A 17910-nucleotide genomic window follows, 5' to 3' on the forward strand; every position below is an offset into this window, starting at 1 on the left:
CTATTTTCGACCTGACCCGGCCTGAAGACTCCCGGATTCAGCCAGCGCCGCCGCAATAGCCTGGTACCCCCTGTCACTGGGGTGAAAGCCATCGCTGGCCAGCAGCGAAGAATCGGTGAGCGCCCCGTAACTCCGGTATTGAAAATCCGCCGGCGCCTCCCTGGCCAGCTGCTGGTAGACCCGATTCAGTTGCCGTGCCCGCCATCCCATGATTTGCCGAAGAGGGGAAGGCAACGCCGTAAACAGATGCATGGGCGGCACGCTCAGCAGATAAACCGGGCCCGGATAGTGTGGGGTGAGGGTTTCCCGGAGCATCCCCAGTTGCCGCCGGAACTGATACCGGGGCGTGAAGCCGGTGGTATCGTTGACGCCCATGCTCAGCAGAACCACATCGGCCTCCGGGAGCTCGACGCTGACCAGTTTCCGGTTGAGCTGGTCCAGTCTGATGCCGTTCACACCAAAGGTATGCCAGCTAATGGTCTGACCGGAGCGCCCATGGAGCTCCCTTGCCAGCTGGCTGGCGAGGCCCTGTTCATGGCTGGACACCCCCACGCCGGCGGCGGTGGATTCACCGATGACCAGAAGCCGCAGATCCGGTGTGCCCTTGCCGTACTGACCGGAAAGGGAACCCTGGGCCTCGGGCAGCCGGGGGATAATCCGTCGGGCGCGCCTGCCCTGATACAGGAGGACCGGGAGGAGCAATGCGGTGGTCAGCCAGAAAGGAAGGTGCATGGGTCTCCCGTTGAGTCTGGTGAGTGCGCCTGATATCGGAAACCGGCGTCAAGGCCAGCTCTTACACCAGCCCGGTTTCGCTCCGGCTGATTCTGACTCGCTTTCAGCTTGCCTGTCAGGGTCTCAATGCTGATTTCGATGCCAACGATAGCCTGAACCAGGCGGTCGATGAAGTCCTGTGGCGCATCGTCCACCGACCAGGGGTCGCTCATTCCCGACTCATGCTGGTCGGTCAGGTTACGGACATGCTGATTCAGCGAGGCGGCATCCTCGATGACGCGGGGCGCTTCCATACCGGGTTGTTTCGGGCCACTGCGGAACGCCACTGAAAACAAGACGCTATTGTATCAAAAGCCCAAAAACAGCATGTCCAACGCTGCGGAGATTTCATCTTGCTTCTCAGCAAGGCTACCAGCACCAAAACGCAATTCTTCTTCAGGAACAGCAGCCATGTACTGAGTAGCCATTACTACCTCTTGGCCCTCAATGTTAAATACAGGATTCAGCCTCTGGGCTGGAGAGGGCGCCGAGGATTTTGGCAACAGTGGCACGACAACTCGGGTGTTCAATCCACTGAGTAGGCCTGACTGAACATCCAGCAGATAACCAGTCCCATCCTTATTTTCAAAGATATCGAAACGGGCCATCAGAACTGACGGTGCCGTGCAAGAGGCAAACCGTTAGCTTCAATGTATGCATTCGAGCTTGCGAGGGCTGCGGCATTATCTTGCAACCACTTGTTCTGCTTATGCAGCTTCACAGCCTCCGCGATCCCTGCCTCCGCCGATCGTGAAACATTGATCCCCAGGACTTTTGCCTCTCTAAGAAGGTCACTATCCAGCGACAGGTTCGTTGGCTTTCGCCTGGATTTGGTAGCTTCAGAAGCTTGCATGGCCAGTCCTCACGAAGAATAATGCACTTATCTTATGCGCATACCGATTGCACATCAAACTTGTGCAGCGAAAAGCTTTGGGGAAGGCGCCAAAGGATGCGCGGATGCAGTGGCCTAATGCCACGCTCCGCGACAATTTTTTCGTAGCGGAAAATTTGTCCGATAGCAGCGCCTTGTTAATAGCTCGAACGGCAGCATGGTGGGTCAGAAACCAGGCGGAGCTTATCGCTTCACAATCTCATAAATCGCTCATGAGCACCTGACTTAAAATAGTGTTTTCAGCCCACTGTCTCAGTTGCCCATCCTCGCCTTTAATAATCCAAGGCACTTTCCGAAGATCCTGAGGTCCGGGTATGAACAGGAGGTCAATATGAATCAGGTACTACGCTGCTCCACGGTCCTGCTGCTCCTGGCAACGGGGCCCCTCGCTGGCCAGCAGCCTCCATCCATACCCGCCTTTTCGGTGCTGGAATCCCTCGATGCCGATAACGGCTGGGAGCCGCTGGAGTTTCCCAACATCGACCGGCTGACCCGCTACGAGCTGGTCAGCGAAGACGGTCGGCAGGTGGTGGAGGCCCATACCGACGACAGCGCGTCGGGAATGATCTACCGGGTCTCCCTGGAGCCCGGCGATTCACTGGTGCTGCGCTGGAGCTGGAAGGTGGCCAATGTGCTGGAGACAGGCAATGCCCGGAAGAAATCCGGCGACGACTACCCTGCCCGCATCTACGTGGCCTTCGAGTTCGAGCCGGACAAGGCCGGCTGGTTTGAGCGGGCCAAGCGCAAGACCGTGTCGGCCCTGTTCGGAGAGGAACTGCCGGGCAAGGCCCTGAACTACATCTGGGCCAACCGGTTGCCGGTTGGAACGCAGGTTCCGAACCCGTTCACGGAGGACACGGTGATGATAGCGGTGAATTCCGGAAGTGCCCGGGTCGGAGAGTGGGTGACCGTGGAGCGGGACATCGTGGAGGATTACCGCAGCGCCTTCGGGGATGATCCGCCCCGGCTGGTGGGCGTGGCCATCATGAGCGACACGGACAATACCGGGGGCCAGGCGCGGGCCTGGTACGGCGACATCACCCTGGAGCGGCCCTGAGTGCCTGGCCGCCCACCAATCTCAGGTCATACCAGGTAGATCACACACAGCAGGCCGACACTGCCCATCACAATCATATAGGGGAACGCCATCACCACCATCCGGCCATAGGAGAGCCGCACCAGGGGCGCAATGGCTGAGGTCAGCAGGAACAGGAACGCGGCCTGGCCGTTGGGTGTGGCAACGCTGGGCAGGTTGGTACCGGTGTTGATGGACACAGCCAGGGTCTGGAAATGTTCGTTGCTGATGGCCCCGGCATCCAGCGCCTGCTTGATCTCACTGATGTAGACGGTGGCAACAAAGACGTTATCGCTGATCATCGAGAGGAGACCGTTGGCGATGAAGAACATGCCCGGCTGCTGACTTTCCGGCAGGCTGAGCACGAACTCGATCACCGGCTTGAACAGGTGCTGGTCGTGAATCACCGCCACCACCGCGAAGAACACCACCAGCAGCGAGGTGAACGGCAGAGACTCCTGGAACGCCTTGCCAATCTGGTGCTCGTCGGTCACCCCGGTAAAAGAGGTGATCAGGATGATGACCAGCAGGCCGATCAGGCCCACCTCCGCAAGATGGAAGGCCAGACCCACCACCAGAACCCCGGCGGCAAACGCCTGAACCCATAACGAAGCCTGGTCCGCCTTGGTGCGCTTGGCCTTCTCGTTGTCCGCGAACTCTTCCAGCACCCGGCGCACCGGCTTGGGCAGGCGGGTACCGTAGCCGAACCAGCGCACCTTTTCCAGCACCCAGCAGGTGAACAGCCCTGCCGCCAGCACCGGCAGACTCACTGGTGCCATATGAGTGAAGAAGCTCACGAAGTCCCACCCCACCACCTTGGCGATAAGCAGGTTCTGGGGCTCGCCCACCATGGTGGCCACGCCGCCCAGGGCGGTACCTATGGCACCATGCATCAGCAGACTGCGGAGAAATCCACGGAAATTTTCCAGATCCTCGCGATGCAGTTCAATCACCTCTGCATCGCTGCCGGCGTTGTGATCCTTCTGCTGGTATCCCTTGCCGGAGGCCACCTTGTGGTAAACCGAATAGAAACCGACAGCCACGCTGATGATCACCGCCGTAACCGTGAGGGCATCGAGGAAAGCGGAAAGCAGCGCGGCCGCTGCACAGAACAGCAGCGAGAGGGCGGATTTGGAGCGCACCCCCACCAGTATCTGGGTGAAGGTGACCAGCAACAGTTCCTTCATGAAGTAGATGCCCGCCACCATGAACATCAGCAGCAGAATCACCGGGAAATTGGTAAGAAGCTCGTGGTAGACCGCCTCGGGCGTGGTCATGCCGATCAACAGTGCTTCCACTGCCAGCAGCCCCCCCGGTAGCAACGGATAGCACTTCAGCGCCATGGCCAGCGTGAAAATGAATTCCCCCACCAGCAACCAGCCCGCTACGGCCGGGCCGAACATCACCACCACGATAGGGTTGATGACCAGGAACAGCAGTATCAGCTGCTTGTACCAGACAGGAGCTTTACCCAGAAAATTGGCGGCGAAACCGCCGAAAACGGTCGATGGCATTTGGCTATCACTTCTATAGAGCGAGTCTTTTTATAAGCGTGCGGATATTACCAGAAGGAAGGGCGAATGTGCTTGATTTCGATGAAGTGTTATACCACCGGATTCTCGTTTTTGGTGCTCATGTCGCACCAGACCGGGTTTTATGCACCGTGTCGGTGCGGCCCGTTACTGGCAGGACGGATTCCCTTGACTGGAAATGCAGAAATTTCACTGAAATTTCAGTCATCTGTCAGGAGTGGCATGGAACTTGGTTCTGTTTCGTCACGCAGCGAGACGTTGGTCGACGGACACCACTGATCAAAGCGCGACAATCTGACCAATAGGTCAACTAGGGTTCCGGCCCGCTGCTCCACCGAGCGCGGGTGACTGGTCCGAGAGTTGACGACCTTTTTCCAAGGTTACACGGCGGGACAAAAGCCCGGGAGGATCGTTCAGTGACTGACGCCTCTCGTTTTTTGTAACCCGAACCAGGAGGAAAAGGTGATGCTCGAAACCGCAGCTCCCCTCTACGATGATCTGATTCCCGGCGGATCCCACTGGTCTTTTGTCATGCGCCGTGGCCATGTACTGCGCCTGATCGATGAGTCCGGCGGTACCAACGTCGGCATGCTGATGTACAACCCCGAGAATGCTCTCGAGCGGTACAACATGCCCGACACTCTCAAAAACCAGCACACCTTTCTGCTCACCAGAGGTCATGTCCTGCTGTCGGATATGGGTCGGGTGTTTGCCTCCATTATCCGTGACGATCTGGGCTGGCACGACACTGTCAGTGGCACCTGCAGCGCCGGACTGGTGACAGAGCGCTGGGGCGCGAAGACCTACCAGCAGGCCCACAACCGTTACCATCGCGACGGCATTACCAGCTTTCTCAACGAACTGGCCAAGTACGGCCTGGGCAAGAAGGACCTGACCGCCAACCTAAACTGGTTCAGCAAAGTGAAGACCGACGAAGAGGGTAACCTGGCGTTTGTAAGTGATCACTCACATACAGGCGCCACGGTGGATCTGCGCTTCGAGATGGATACCATCGTGGTGCTGCATACCTGCCCTCATCCCCTCAACCCGGCCCCGGAATACCCCAGCCACCCCCTCCGGTACCAGCTCTTCAGGGCGGCTGCCGTGACCGACGCCGACCCGTGCCGTCTCTCGTCGCCGGAGGCCGCCCGCGCCTTCGCCAATAATGCCCTGTACCACATGTTTCAGTAACCGGAGGCCCGGACATGATCAGAGAAAGCACCCTGCATCCCGACAGCGCCGCCTTCCGGGAGACCGTACCGGCGGGCGAGTACTTCCTCAAGGTGGTCAAGGCGGGTGAGACTTTGCGCATCCTCGACCTGGAGGGTAACCAGGCCGCCGACACCCTGTTCTACAACGCCCACAATCCCGCCGAACGCTACAGTGCGGTGGACACCATCCGCGAGCAGGGCAACGTCTACCTGACCGCCGGCTCGAAGTTGATGTCTTCCGAGAACAACGTGATGCTGGAAATCACCGCGGACACCTGCGGCCGTCACGATACCCTCGGTGGCGCCTGCGCCGCCGAGAGCAACACCACCCGCTATGCCCTGGAGAAGAAATGCATGCACGCCTGCCGCGACAGCTGGCTGGTGGCAGTCACCAAGCATGAGGAGCTGGGCATGAGCAAGCGGGACATCACCCACAACATCAACTTCTTCATGAACGTGCCGGTCACCCCCGAAGGAGGTCTGACCTTTGCCGATGGCATCTCCGACGCGGGCAAATACGTGGAACTCAGAGCGGTAATGGATGTGCTGGTGATGATTTCCAACTGTCCGCAGCTGAACAACCCCTGCAACGCCTACAACCCGACACCCATCGAGGTGCTGGTATGGAACTGAACAGGCCCTTCGAAAAAGTCCTGATTGCCAACCGCGGCGCCATCGCCTGTCGCATGATCCGCACCCTGAGGGAGATGGGCATCGGCTCGGTAGCCGTTTACGCAGAGGCCGATGCCGACTCCCTGCACGTTCGTCAGGCGGATGAAGCCTGGCCCCTTGGGGAAGGATCCGCCGCCGCCACCTACCTGGATCAGGACAAGCTGCTCGGGATCCTCCGGCAAAGCGGCGCCCGGGCGGTCCACCCCGGCTACGGCTTTCTCAGCGAAAACGCCGATTTTGCTCGCCGCTGCGAGGCCGAAGGTGTGGTGTTCCTGGGCCCGACCCCGGAGCAGATGGAAGATTTCGGCCTCAAGCACACCGCCCGGGACCTGGCGCAGAAGGCCGGCGTTCCCCTGCTGCCCGGCACGGGTCTGTTGAACGACCTGGACCAGGCGCTTATGGAGGCCGAACGCATCGGCTACCCGGTAATGCTCAAGAGTACCGCCGGCGGCGGAGGCATCGGCATGTCCCGCAATTACGGCCCCAAGGACCTGCAGAACAGCTTCGACTCGGTTCAGCGCCTGAGCCGGAACAATTTCAGCAACAGTGGCGTGTTCCTGGAGAAGTTCGTGGAGCATGCCCGCCACATCGAGGTGCAGCTCTTCGGGGATGGCGGAGGTACCGTGGTCACCCTGGGTGAGCGGGACTGCTCCGCCCAGCGGCGCAACCAGAAGGTGATCGAGGAAGCACCTGCCCCGGGGCTTTCCGACGCGGTCCGCCAGAGGATGCACGACACCGCCCGGGCGCTGGGGGAAAGCATCGGCTACCGCAGCGCCGGTACGGTGGAATTCATCTACGACCCGGACACCGCCGAATTCTATTTCCTGGAAGTGAACACTCGCTTACAGGTGGAGCACGGCGTCACCGAGGAAGTCTACGGCGTGGACATCGTTCGCTGGATGGTGGAGCTGGGCGCCGGCGTTCTCACCGACCTGCAGCAGCGGGCTGACAGTCTGGCCCCGCAAGGCCACGCCATCCAGGCCCGGATCTATGCTGAAGATCCCCACAAGGATTTCCAGCCCTCCGCGGGTCTGTTGACCCATGTGGCCTGGCCCGAGGAGAAAGGTCTTCGTATCGACACCTGGATACAACCGGGTTCCGAGGTGTCGCCCCTGTTCGACCCCATGCTGGCCAAGGTCATCGTCCACGGCGCGGATCGGGAGGCAGCCCGCCAGCGGCTGGTGGCAGTCCTGGAAGGCACCAGGCTCTACGGCATCGAGACCAACCGGACCTACGTTCGCCAGGTGCTGGCCGACCAGCGCTTCGTGGAAGGCAACCTGGCGACGCGCACCCTCAACGAATTCGACCATCAGCCCGCCACCGTGGATGTCGTCACCGGCGGTACCATGACCACGGTTCAGGACTACCCGGGACGGGTTGGCTACTGGGAGATCGGGGTACCGCCATCGGGGCCGTTCGACAGTTATTCCTTCCGCCTCGGCAATCGCCTGTTACGCAACAGGGAAGACGCTCCGGGGCTGGAGATCACCCTCAAGGGCCCGACACTGATTTTCAACCAGCCCACCCAGATCGTGCTTACCGGCTCCGTGCTGGATGCGACCCTGGATGACGTGCCGGTGGCCTTCTGGGAGGTGCTGGACATTCCCGCCGGCGCGACCCTGAAACTGGGTGCAACCACCGGCGACGGTGCCCGCGCCTATGTGCTGTTCCGTGGCGGCCTTGACTGTCCGTCCTATCTGGAATCCCGCAGCACCTTCACCCTGGGGCAGTTCGGTGGCCACTGCGGCCGGGCGCTCCGGGCCGGTGATGTACTGCACCTGACGGACACGGCGCCGGTGCCACCGGCACGACTGGAAAACGGCCTCAGGCCCGTTATCGGAAAAAGCTGGAGCCTCCACGTCACCTATGGCCCCCATGGCGCACCGGACTACTTCACCGGGCAGGACATCGACACCTTCTTCGACAGTGAGTGGGAGATCCACTACAACTCCAGCCGCACAGGTGTCCGCCTGATCGGGCCAAAACCGGAATGGGCTCGCAGCGATGGCGGCGAAGCGGGCATGCACCCCTCCAACATTCATGACAACGCCTATGCCATCGGCACCGTGGACTTCACCGGGGACATGCCGGTGATCCTGGGTCCGGACGGCCCCAGCCTGGGCGGCTTCGTCTGTCCGGTGACGGTGATCAGTGCCGACCTCTGGAAACTGGGCCAGCTCAAGGCCGGTGACAGGGTGCGGTTTGTCCCGGTCAGCCAGGACCAGGCGGTCGCCCTGCGGGAGGCGCTGGATGAATCTGTCGCCACCCTCACCTCGGCAACCGCCCACATCAGGCCCTTCAGACCGGCCTCCCCAATCCTGGCGTCACTGGGTCCCGACGATCATGAAACCGGTGTGACCTATCGCGCCGCCGGCGATAATTACGTGCTGGTGGAATACGGCCCCATGGAACTGGACATCCGCCTGCGTTTTCGGGCCCACGCCCTGATGCTGTGGCTGAGGGAGCAGGCTCACCCGGCCATTCTGGAACTCACCCCCGGCATCCGGTCACTGCAGGTGCATTACGACAGCCAGCGGTTGAGCCAGCGGGACCTGATAGACCGGCTGATCGATGCCGAGAAAGAACTGGAACAGCAGCCGGAATGGGACGTGCCCGCCCGCATCGTTCACCTGCCCCTGTCCTGGGATGACGAGGCCTGCCACACCGCCATCAGCAAATACATGCAGTCGGTGCGCAGGGACGCCCCCTGGTGCCCCAGCAACCTGGAGTTCATTCGCCGCATCAATGGCCTGGACAGCATCGACGAGGTAAAGAAAACGGTGTTCGATGCCAGCTATTTGGTGATGGGTCTGGGGGATGTGTATCTGGGCGCGCCGGTGGCCACTCCCCTGGACCCGCGCCACCGGCTGGTCACCACCAAGTACAACCCGGCACGCACCTGGACCGCAGAGAATTCGGTGGGCATCGGCGGGGCCTACCTGTGCATCTACGGCATGGAAGGCCCCGGCGGCTACCAGTTCGTCGGCCGCACCCTGCAGATGTGGAACCGCTACCGCACGACGGAGTTCTTCGAGCCCGGCAAGCCCTGGTTGCTGAGGTTCTTCGACCAGGTGCGTTTTTACGAAGTCAGCGCCGAGGAGCTCAAACAGATCCGCCGGGACTTTCCCAACGGCGACTACCCCATCGACGTTGAGGAAACCCGGTTCAACCTGAAGGACTACGAGGCCTTTCTGGCGGACAACGACCAGGAGATCCGGGCCTTCACCGGGCGGCGCCAGCAGGCTTTCGACGAGGAACTTCAGCGCTGGATCGACTCGGGACAGATCAATTTCAGCTCCGAAGCACCACTGGAAGAAAGCGGCGTGGACGATATCGACAACCTGCCCCCTGGCCAGCACGCGGTGGAAAGCCACGTCGCCGGCAATCTCTGGGAGTGCCTGGTGAAGCCGGGCGACCACATCGAGGCCCAGCGCCCGGTGGCGGTGGTGGAGTCCATGAAGATGGAGATCGAACTGCTCAGCCCGGTCAGGGGACGGGTGGCGGAGATCCGCCGCAGGGCGGGCCAGGCGGTCTCGCCCGGCACGCCGGTGGTGATTGTGGAAGAGATAACTGACTGAAACGACATTGTCTTTCAATAACGGGCCCGGCCCGAGGAGAGTACTATGAAAGCACGTAACGCAAGCAAACGTATCGGCGCCATCGCGGGTGCCGGAGTTCTGGCCGCGGGTCTGGCCATGGGCGCTTCCGCCCAGGAGCGGGACTCCTTCAGCATCGCCTGGACCATCTACGCCGGCTGGGTTCCCTGGCAGTACGCCGAGGACAGCGGGATCATGAAGAAGTGGGCCGACAAATACGACATCGAAGTGGATATCGTACAGGTTAACGACTACATCGAATCCATCAACCAGTACACCGCCGGCCAGTTCGACGGGGTGGTTGCCACCAGTATGGACGGCCTGTCCATTCCCGCCGCCTCCGGCATTGATACCACGGCACTGATCGTGGGTGACTACTCCGACGGCAACGATGGCCTGGTGTCAAAGGACGCGGACAGCATCGAGGGCCTTGAGGGTGAAACCGTGCATCTCGTGGAACTGTCTGTATCCCACTACCTGTTGGTACGGGCCCTGGATTCCGTTGGCCTGGAAGAGCGCGACATCAACGTGGTCAATATCTCCGATGCCGACCTGGTCTCCGCGTTCCAGACCGATGACGTCCGCCACGTGGCCACCTGGAACCCGCTGCTGACCGAGGTGGCAAACTATCCCGGCGCCACCCTGCTGTTTGATTCCAGCCAGATTCCCGGCCACATCAAGGACCTGACCCTGGTAAACACCGATACACTGGAAGACAATCCGGAACTGGGCAAGGCCCTGGTGGGCGCCTGGTATGAAACCATGAGTATCCTCGAGTCCGACACCGAGGAAGGCCGGGAGGCCCGCGCCATGCTGGGCGAGATTTCCGGCACCGACCGGGAAGGCTACGAGGCCCAGCTGGCCGGCATGAAAATGTTCTGGGAGCCACAGATGTCGGTAGACTTCATCAACAGCGAGGACGCCCGCGAAGCCATGGACAGCGTGCGCCAGTTCTCTTTCGAAAAAGGCCTGCTGGGTCAGGGCGCCATGAGCCCCGACTTTGTCGGCATCGAGTTCCCGGACGGTTCCATCATGGGTGACGAGAGCAACGTCCAGCTCCGTTTCAACGATACCTATATGCAGATGGCGGCCGACGGCGAGATCTGAGCGACAGTCAGCCTTGCCTGAACCCACACCACAGGGCACGATATCCGTGCCCTTTCTATTTGGCCCGGGGTACGGGTGAGGTGGGAAGACTTTCCCACCTCACCCGCCAATTTGTTCATTGGCCGGAAAATTACGACCGCTCATGCGACGAACCAAAGAAGACGCCGAAAAGACCCGGCAGACCGTACTTGAAGCTGCCCTTACCCTGTTCAGCCGTGACGGCTATTCACTGACCACCCTGAGCCGTATCGCCCAGGAGGCGGGCTGCAGCCGCGGCCCGATTTACTGGCACTTTGAGTCCAAGGACGATCTCTACGAGGCCGTTCTGGCCTACTCCCAGGAACCCCTGGAAGCTCTCGTGGGGGAGTGCAGGGGCATGAAAAGCCAGCCACTGGAGGCCATGGATCATTTTATCGACCGCTGGCTCACACTGCTGGCAACGAACCGGAAATACCGCCAGTCGTTCGAGATTCTGCTTAACAAGACCGAACTCACCGACGCCATGAGCCGGACCCTGCAACGGGAACGCCAGCTGACCCGGTCGATCATTGCACTGTTTGAGGAACTGATCACCGGGGCCATTACAGAGGAAATGCTGGCAACGGCAGAGGATCCGGCAAAGCTGGGACTGCTCAGCTACACCTACCTCATGGGAATCACCCAGAGCTGGCTGTTTTCCCCGAAACTGTTCGACATCAATCGGGAAAGACCATTCTTTCGGAGACGGTTCTGGGCGATGCTGGGCACCGCTGACCTGATCGGCGATGGCGGGGACAAAATCGCAAATACTTGAGGCCTTTCGGTCGCTGGTTCCTGCTTCTGCATTTCAAGAATTGAAGCATGTCAAAAAACTGCTCTGGGAAGAGATCGGGAAATAGCCAAAAAAAATATTGAAAATATTATTAAAAAAAATAAAGTCATATTGAAGAGTCGCTTGAAAAGTTTAAAAGCTATAACTTCATACAACTATGAAAATGAGAGGAGGCTTGATAAAGAAAATAAGACAATTTTTCCTGTTTATAATTCGACTTACGACGTATTGACCGAAGTCAAAAAATACTCAACCAATCGAAACCCCAAAGCAGATCGGTCAAAGATTGCAATAAATGGACAGGGAAAGTGATGGGCGGTCGTTACACTGCATTACTATGCAAACCTCCCCTATAAGCGGTATGGAATTGCCGATGTCTTTTTGCAGGAGTCAGCTTTTCGTTCTTGAGCATTTTCTTCGGATGGACACTGCAAGGCCGGAAAACTGGCTTTCTGCATTACAGGTACTGACCGCAAGCCCGAGACTGTCTCTGAAAACCCTGGCGCCAGCCGGGAGTGGTAGCTTCAGGGCCCGCCTGTCCTTTCTGCCTTCGGCCGACCTGATGGCATGGGGGACCTATACACGACGTGCGGGTACGTTAACCGGAACCAATGCCGGCGCTACGGCCATTGTCATGCCAGTGGCTGGCGAAATGGTTTTTGAAGTCAGGGAGGGCCAATTTTCCTGCGGACCCTGGACACCATTCGTGCTGGACCCCACTGAAAACTTCCATCTCACTCTGTCCGAAGAGGCCCATCTGTTTATCGTCCAGCTGCCAGGGCTCAGCGGCCCCCATCATCGGGACCAACTGCGGTTCCATCAGGATCAGCTGGCAGAGTTGCTCACCAATTTCCTCGGAGAAACTCCTTTTTTTCGCGACCACAAGCACGCACAGGGTTGTCTCGATCGTTTTTCCGGGCACTTACACGGTTTTATCAAAACCGGTTACTCTCCTCTCGCCCAGTCACGCAATCGCAAAGACATTCGAAATGATCGCCGGCTCTGCAACGCGATCCGGTTGCTGAATGAAGAGCTGGACACGGAAATCAGCATTGAATCCGTTGCCAGTCGTTCCGGCCTCAGCCTGCGAAACTTCCATTACCTTATGAAACACTACATCCGGCAATCGCCCTACCAGTACATCCGGGGCCGCAGACTGATCAAAGCCAGGGAAGCGATAATTCGGGACTACCCGGAAAACATCAGTATTGCCCAGCAGGCCTCGAACTGGGGGTTTCAACACGCAGGCCGATTTTCACGTTACTATCAGCAGCATTTTGGCGAATACCCTAACGAGACTCTGGCTGAGCTGGACCGGCTGGGACGATTTGCCCGTCAGGTCCGGTCCACGGCAGGTGGAAATACCGCAGCCGGCGAATACTGGCTCACCAGTAAAGGAACGCCAACGGAAGCTTCCCTGGACGGGGATGCAGGCCCAGCACGACAGAAATGCCTGTTCTAGTGTCTCTCAGTCCCGATAGGCCTGCTTGATTGCCACAAAGCTCTCCACATCCGCGAGGAAAAGATCCACCAGTTCCGGATCGAAATGCTTGCCCCGGTTGTCCCGTATCAGGGCAACTGCGTCCTCGAGGGACCAGGGTCGCTTGTAGGGACGCTCCGAGGTGAGGGCATCGAAAACATCCGCCAGCGCGGCAATACGGCCGGTTATCGGGATATCCTCACCGGCCAGGCCTGCCGGGTAACCACTGCCATCCCACTTTTCGTGGTGACTGAGGGCAATTTCCCGGGCCATTGACAGCAGATCGCTGTCGTTACCAGCCAGCAGACGGGCACCGATCTCGGCGTGGGTCTTCATGGTTTCCCATTCCTCCGGCTCCAGTTTGCCCGGCTTCAAAAGAATGGCATCGGGAATGCCGATCTTGCCGATATCGTGCATCGGGCTGGCATTCAGGATGAGATCACACCGGGCTTCAGACCAGCCAAGCTTGCGGGCCAGCAACGCACACATCTTGCTCATGCGGATTATGTGATTCCCGGTTTCCTCGTCACGATACTCCGCGGCATGGCCAAGCCGACGGATGATTTCCAGCCGGGTCTCCTGAAGTTCCCGGGTACGCTCGCTCACCAGAACCTCAAGATGTGCCTTCTGGTCCAGGGCCATCCTGTGGGCCACGTGGGCTTCCAGAAAATTCCGCACCCGCATCAGCAGTTCGCGGCGATCGAAGGGCTTGGTCACGTAATCACGGGCACCGTGTTGCAACGCCCGCAGCAGCGAATCCTGCTCGTGTTGGGCGGTGAGAATCACCACGGGCGGAGCCAGTGGATCCTGCCTGGCGGCAAGTTGCTGCATGACCTCGAAACCATTCATGCCCGGCATGTTAAGGTCCAGCAGTATCAGGGCCGGACGATGCTCCTGATAGGCCGGCAGTACCTGAAGGGGGTCACCGATGGAAACTACCCGATGATAGCCCTCTGCCGACAGGATGCGCTCCAGCAGCTTGAGGTTCACGGGCTCATCATCCACCACGAAGATGGTCTGATCATGGAGGCTGACGTCGAAAAATGCAGACATAAATGGATTACCTCAGATATTTTTCCAGCGTGACCAGCAGTTCATCCACGTTAATGGGTTTGGTCAGATAGTCGTCAAAACCGGCCTGCAGGCCCCGGCGTACTTCGTTGTGCATGGCGTTGGCGGTCAGGGCGATGACCGGAATGGTCTCGGTCCCGCGGTCGGCTTTCAGTGTCCGCAGGATGTCATAGCCATCCGTATCGGGAAGGTTGATATCCAGCAGTACGATATCCGGCTGTTCGGACCTTGCCATTACGAGTCCTTCCGCGCCACTGGAGGTGGTCAGCAGACGGGCACCGGGGTGCCGCTGCAGGATCCGGGACACCAGCTTCAGGTTTGCCGGATTGTCTTCGATATACAGCACGGTTGGGGTGCTTTGCTCCGGGACTTCCGTGGCCTGCCCCGAATGGCTGTGAGGCTGAACTACCGGCGATGCGCTGGTGTTGATGGCGCCGCGCCCCTGCTCGGACGGCAGTCGCAGCCAGAAAACCGAGCCGTTACCAACCTCACTTTCCACACCCACACTGCCGCCCATCAGCTCCACCAGCCGCTGGGTCAGGGCCAGGCCAATGCCGGTGCCCTCGATGTGGGTAAGTTCGGCTCCAAGCCGGTTGAATGGCTGGAACAGTTCCGGTATCCGGGACGACTCGATCCCGGGACCGGTATCCGAAACCCGGATATCCACCCAGTTTTCATCGTGCTGCCCCACGGTAATGGTTACTTCACCCTGTGCCCGGTTATATTTGATGGCATTGGAAACCAGGTTGAGCAGGGCCTGCTTAAGACGCGTCCAGTCAGCGGTCACCCGGATGCCACGGGTGTCCTCCACATGCAGGGCTATATCCCGGGACCGGGCCAGGTGCCGGACCAGGGTCAGGGTTTCCTCCAGCAGGTCGTGCAGGGGGATCGCCTCCAGGGACAGATCCAGTTTGCCGGACTCGATCCTGGCGAGGTCAAGAACCTCATTGATCAGGGTCAGCAGGTGCCTGCTGGCCTTGAGGATTTCCTGAACGTTGTCCTGTTGCTCTTCGTTCAGGTCGGAATCGGTGTCGAGCAGCTGACTGAAACCAAGGATAGCATTCAGGGGAGTGCGGAGTTCATGACTCATACTGGACAGGAATTCGGATTTGGCCCGGTTGGCCTGGTCCGCCCGCTGTTTGGCACGGACCAGGTTCCTTCGGTTGATTTCTTCCATGTCCAGCATGCGCTGGGAGTTGATGATCACCCCGTAGGTGGCGGAAAACGGCCGCAGGAATTCAATGAGTTTTTCATCGTAGCCCTGCTGCCGGTTGGCCAGGGCAAAAGTGCCTACCAACTCGGGTCCTATAAAAATGGGTACGCTCAGGAATGTGCGGATCTCGGGATGCCCCGGCGGCAGGTGGCTGAATGAAATGCCCGACTGCGGATCCACGACCACGGGTTTACCCTCGCGGATACAGGCCCCCAACAGATTGTCCAGCTCCCGGAATTCGAAACGGTCCGTGCCTACCCGGCTGAACATTTCCTTTGAGGAGGCATTCCAGCTGATGTCGGTGATGGCCTGGATTCTGAGATAGGGCTTGTCGTCGTGGCCATGGAGCACCTCCGCCATGTAACCGAAATCGCTTTCGGTCAGTTCAAGCAGCTTCTTCAGCATGGTGTCCAGGGTGGTCCGGAAACGGCCTTCCAGCACAAACGCGGTAAGGGAATCGTGGAGCATATTCAGCAAAATGGCCTGCCGTTCCAGTTTGAGGTCCGCTTCCCGGATTTCCGTGACATCCTGGACCACGCCCAGCATCCGGATCGCCTCCCCCGCCTCATCCCGGGTGATGTCCCCTGTCTCCATCAGCCAGCGAATCCGGCCGTCCGGCCACACGACACGGTGCTCGATGCGATAGGGATGATTGTCCTCGACCGTCCGCTTGATGGCCGTTTCCACCGCTTCCCGGTCCTCCGGGTGAACGGCGCCGATAAAATTGTCGTAGGAAGTTTCCAGCTCCCCCTCGGAATAACCGAACAGGACCGGAATCTGTTCCGTCCAGTAAAGCGAGCCGGTCCGGATATTCCACTCCCAGGTGCCAATCCCGGAATATTTCTGGGCCACTCGGAGGCGCTCGCGACCTATTTCGTGTTCGTATTCCCGTTGCCAGCGGGCCAGAGCTCCCACCAGAATATTGGCAAGCAGGTCCACCAATCCCCGCTGGGAAAACGTCTCGGCCATGGCTCCGGCAGAGCCATGCAGACTCATGGTGCCGACCCTGACATTGTTGGTCCTGAGTGGCGCTTCCGCGATGGACTGGCAAATCGGGCCCTCGTCCCCTGCCGGAGAGTCCGTGGTTCGAATCCACAGAGCGGGCATCCCCTCCGACTCGGGTAACACCCAGCTCCAATCCTTCAGGAACGGATAGTCCTGGTGCAGGTCCAGTAAAATGCCTTCCGCCTGTAACAGGTGGCACAAGGGTGTCAGGGCTGAGCGGATCCCGCGGACGCCATCCTGCCAGCCAACGCTGAGTAATTCCGCCCCGGCCTCGCCGAGCCGGGCCGCCAGCTCCCGCTGCTGACTGATCTGCACCTCGGCCCGCTTGACGTGGGTGATGTCCTTGCGGATGGCAATGTACTGATACGGCCTGCCGGACTGGTCGAGATAGGGGACGATGGTCGACGATACCCAGTAACAGGAGCCGTCCCGGGCCTGGTTGCAGATCTCCCCCCGCCAGACGTCACCCTGGCTGATGGTGCTCCACAGCTCCCGGTAGAATTCGGGAGCGTGGTGACCTGACTTCAGTATCCGGTGGTTCTGACCGATCAGCTCATCCGCCGAGTAACCGCTGATCTCGCAGAAGCGGTCGTTCACTTCAATGATCCGTCCCGACCGATCCGACTTGCTTACGATGGCGTGCAGGTGCAAAGCACGGTGTTCCTGTTCGTAATCATGAAGCTTCTGAAAAAGCCGACGGGGGGGCGAATTGGCGGTCGGCCTCCGGTTGAGGCGACGACTGACAGCTTCGGGCAATTCGCTCACGTCAGCAATGTAAACCACATCAGCAACGGCGCTCATGGCCTGCAGGAGCTCTCCCTGCCTGGTTATCCCCCTGAGAAGGAAAACCGGAACACCCGTGAGTTCGGGAAAGGACCGTAACAGATCGATGACGCCGCGGAGGGACAGGGATTCCGGATAGTGGCTCAGTACCAGGCCATCCGGTGCTTGCCATCGCAGAGCCTCCAGCGTTTTCTGGAGATCAGCGAGTCTTGCGCTGGAAAATCCCGCGCCGGTCAGAGCGCCATCAATGTCCTGGTAAACCGCTTCCCGGTCTTCCAGTACCGCCAGCGCCGCGCCATGGAATGGCGCTCCGATTCCTAGCTCCCGGCAGGACTCCGCCAATGCACGGGGGGTCAGGGGCTTGCCGAAACACCGGGCCGCGCCCATCGACAGAACCTTCTGAGCCGTTTCCAGGGAGAAGTGCCTGCCCACGGCAATCCACGGTCTGCCTGGGGACTTCTCAGTCTGTTCATTCAGACCCAGGGATTCCAGCGTGCCGGGCGTAATGCCGTCGAGGTCGACCAGCCACAGGTCCGACTCCCGAGCATTACCCAGCCCCTGCTCCCTGTGGACGAACCGGCACCGCAGGCCCTCTGATTCGAGCTTTTGCGCCTGGCGGGCCAGCCACTGTTCCGTGGCGCTGTCACCAACTACGGCGATATCAATCATTGTCCGGCCTGTAACTGGCGAT

14 protein-coding genes and 1 riboswitch are annotated in these 17910 nt (G+C 59.7%); of the genes, 7 read left to right on the forward strand and 7 right to left on the reverse strand.

The window, feature by feature from the left end:
• Genes BM346_RS10690 through BM346_RS10705 form a run of 4 tightly spaced genes read right to left on the reverse strand, consistent with a single transcriptional unit; the run spans position 1 to position 1624 of the window.
• Positions 1–732: an SGNH/GDSL hydrolase family protein gene (locus tag BM346_RS10690; RefSeq protein WP_092011995.1), complete on the reverse strand. Its 732-nt coding sequence runs from the start codon at positions 730–732 to the stop codon at positions 1–3.
• Positions 711–1025 carry an FMN-binding negative transcriptional regulator gene (locus tag BM346_RS10695; RefSeq protein ID WP_092011998.1) on the reverse strand — a complete coding sequence of 105 codons (315 nt, stop codon included), beginning with the start codon at positions 1023–1025 and terminating at the stop codon, positions 711–713. Before BM346_RS10695 ends, BM346_RS10690 begins: the two co-directional genes overlap by 22 nt.
• A gap of 54 nt (positions 1026–1079) precedes the next feature.
• Positions 1080–1379, reverse strand: coding sequence for a CcdB family protein (locus BM346_RS10700; protein WP_092012001.1), 300 nt, complete (start codon positions 1377–1379; stop codon positions 1080–1082).
• A complete protein-coding gene (locus BM346_RS10705; protein ID WP_092012004.1) occupies positions 1379–1624 on the reverse strand; it encodes a type II toxin-antitoxin system CcdA family antitoxin in 246 nt (81 codons plus the stop codon). The genes BM346_RS10700 and BM346_RS10705 overlap by 1 nt, the downstream gene beginning before the upstream one ends.
• A 370-nt stretch (positions 1625–1994) precedes the next feature.
• Between BM346_RS10705 and BM346_RS10710 the strand changes: the two genes are divergently transcribed.
• Positions 1995–2720, forward strand: a complete 726-nt coding sequence (locus BM346_RS10710; protein ID WP_092012007.1) for a DUF3047 domain-containing protein — start codon at positions 1995–1997, stop codon at positions 2718–2720.
• 26 nt (positions 2721–2746) lie between these two features.
• Here the strand turns inward: BM346_RS10710 and nhaB are convergent, their stop codons facing one another.
• Positions 2747–4252, reverse strand: a complete 1506-nt coding sequence (gene nhaB, locus BM346_RS10715; protein WP_092012009.1) for a sodium/proton antiporter NhaB — start codon at positions 4250–4252, stop codon at positions 2747–2749.
• A gap of 317 nt (positions 4253–4569) precedes the next feature.
• Positions 4570–4679, forward strand: a riboswitch (guanidine-I (ykkC/yxkD leader).
• 56 nt (positions 4680–4735) lie between these two features.
• Here nhaB and BM346_RS10720 point away from each other — a divergent pair.
• The 6 genes from BM346_RS10720 to BM346_RS10745 all read left to right on the forward strand — a co-directional run bounded on the left by BM346_RS10720 (position 4736) and on the right by BM346_RS10745 (position 13129).
• Positions 4736–5461, forward strand: a complete 726-nt coding sequence (locus BM346_RS10720; RefSeq protein WP_092012012.1) for an urea amidolyase associated protein UAAP1 — start codon at positions 4736–4738, stop codon at positions 5459–5461.
• 14 nt (positions 5462–5475) lie between these two features.
• Complete coding sequence (locus BM346_RS10725) at positions 5476–6114, forward strand: urea amidolyase associated protein UAAP2 (protein WP_092012015.1); 639 nt, start codon at positions 5476–5478, stop codon at positions 6112–6114.
• Positions 6105–9731, forward strand: a complete 3627-nt coding sequence (gene uca / locus BM346_RS10730; RefSeq protein ID WP_092012017.1) for an urea carboxylase — start codon at positions 6105–6107, stop codon at positions 9729–9731. Before BM346_RS10725 ends, uca begins: the two co-directional genes overlap by 10 nt.
• A 45-nt stretch (positions 9732–9776) precedes the next feature.
• The gene (locus BM346_RS10735) at positions 9777–10856 is read left to right on the forward strand and encodes a putative urea ABC transporter substrate-binding protein (protein ID WP_092012020.1); all 1080 of its coding nucleotides are present in this window, start codon (positions 9777–9779) and stop codon (positions 10854–10856) included.
• 142 nt (positions 10857–10998) lie between these two features.
• Positions 10999–11649 carry a TetR family transcriptional regulator gene (locus BM346_RS10740; protein ID WP_092012022.1) on the forward strand — a complete coding sequence of 217 codons (651 nt, stop codon included), beginning with the start codon at positions 10999–11001 and terminating at the stop codon, positions 11647–11649.
• A 439-nt stretch (positions 11650–12088) separates the two neighbouring features.
• Positions 12089–13129, forward strand: coding sequence for an AraC family transcriptional regulator (locus BM346_RS10745; protein ID WP_167812595.1), 1041 nt, complete (start codon positions 12089–12091; stop codon positions 13127–13129).
• A 6-nt stretch (positions 13130–13135) separates the two neighbouring features.
• Here BM346_RS10745 and BM346_RS10750 read toward each other — a convergent pair whose 3' ends face one another.
• Positions 13136–14200 carry an HD domain-containing phosphohydrolase gene (locus BM346_RS10750; RefSeq protein WP_092012028.1) on the reverse strand — a complete coding sequence of 355 codons (1065 nt, stop codon included), beginning with the start codon at positions 14198–14200 and terminating at the stop codon, positions 13136–13138.
• 7 nt (positions 14201–14207) lie between these two features.
• Positions 14208–17888: a PAS domain-containing protein gene (locus BM346_RS10755; RefSeq protein ID WP_092012031.1), complete on the reverse strand. Its 3681-nt coding sequence runs from the start codon at positions 17886–17888 to the stop codon at positions 14208–14210.
• Positions 17889–17910: the final 22 nt, after the last annotated feature.

The sequence above is a fragment of the Marinobacter daqiaonensis genome, from assembly GCF_900115285.1.
GTDB lineage: Bacteria > Pseudomonadota > Gammaproteobacteria > Pseudomonadales > Oleiphilaceae > Marinobacter > Marinobacter daqiaonensis.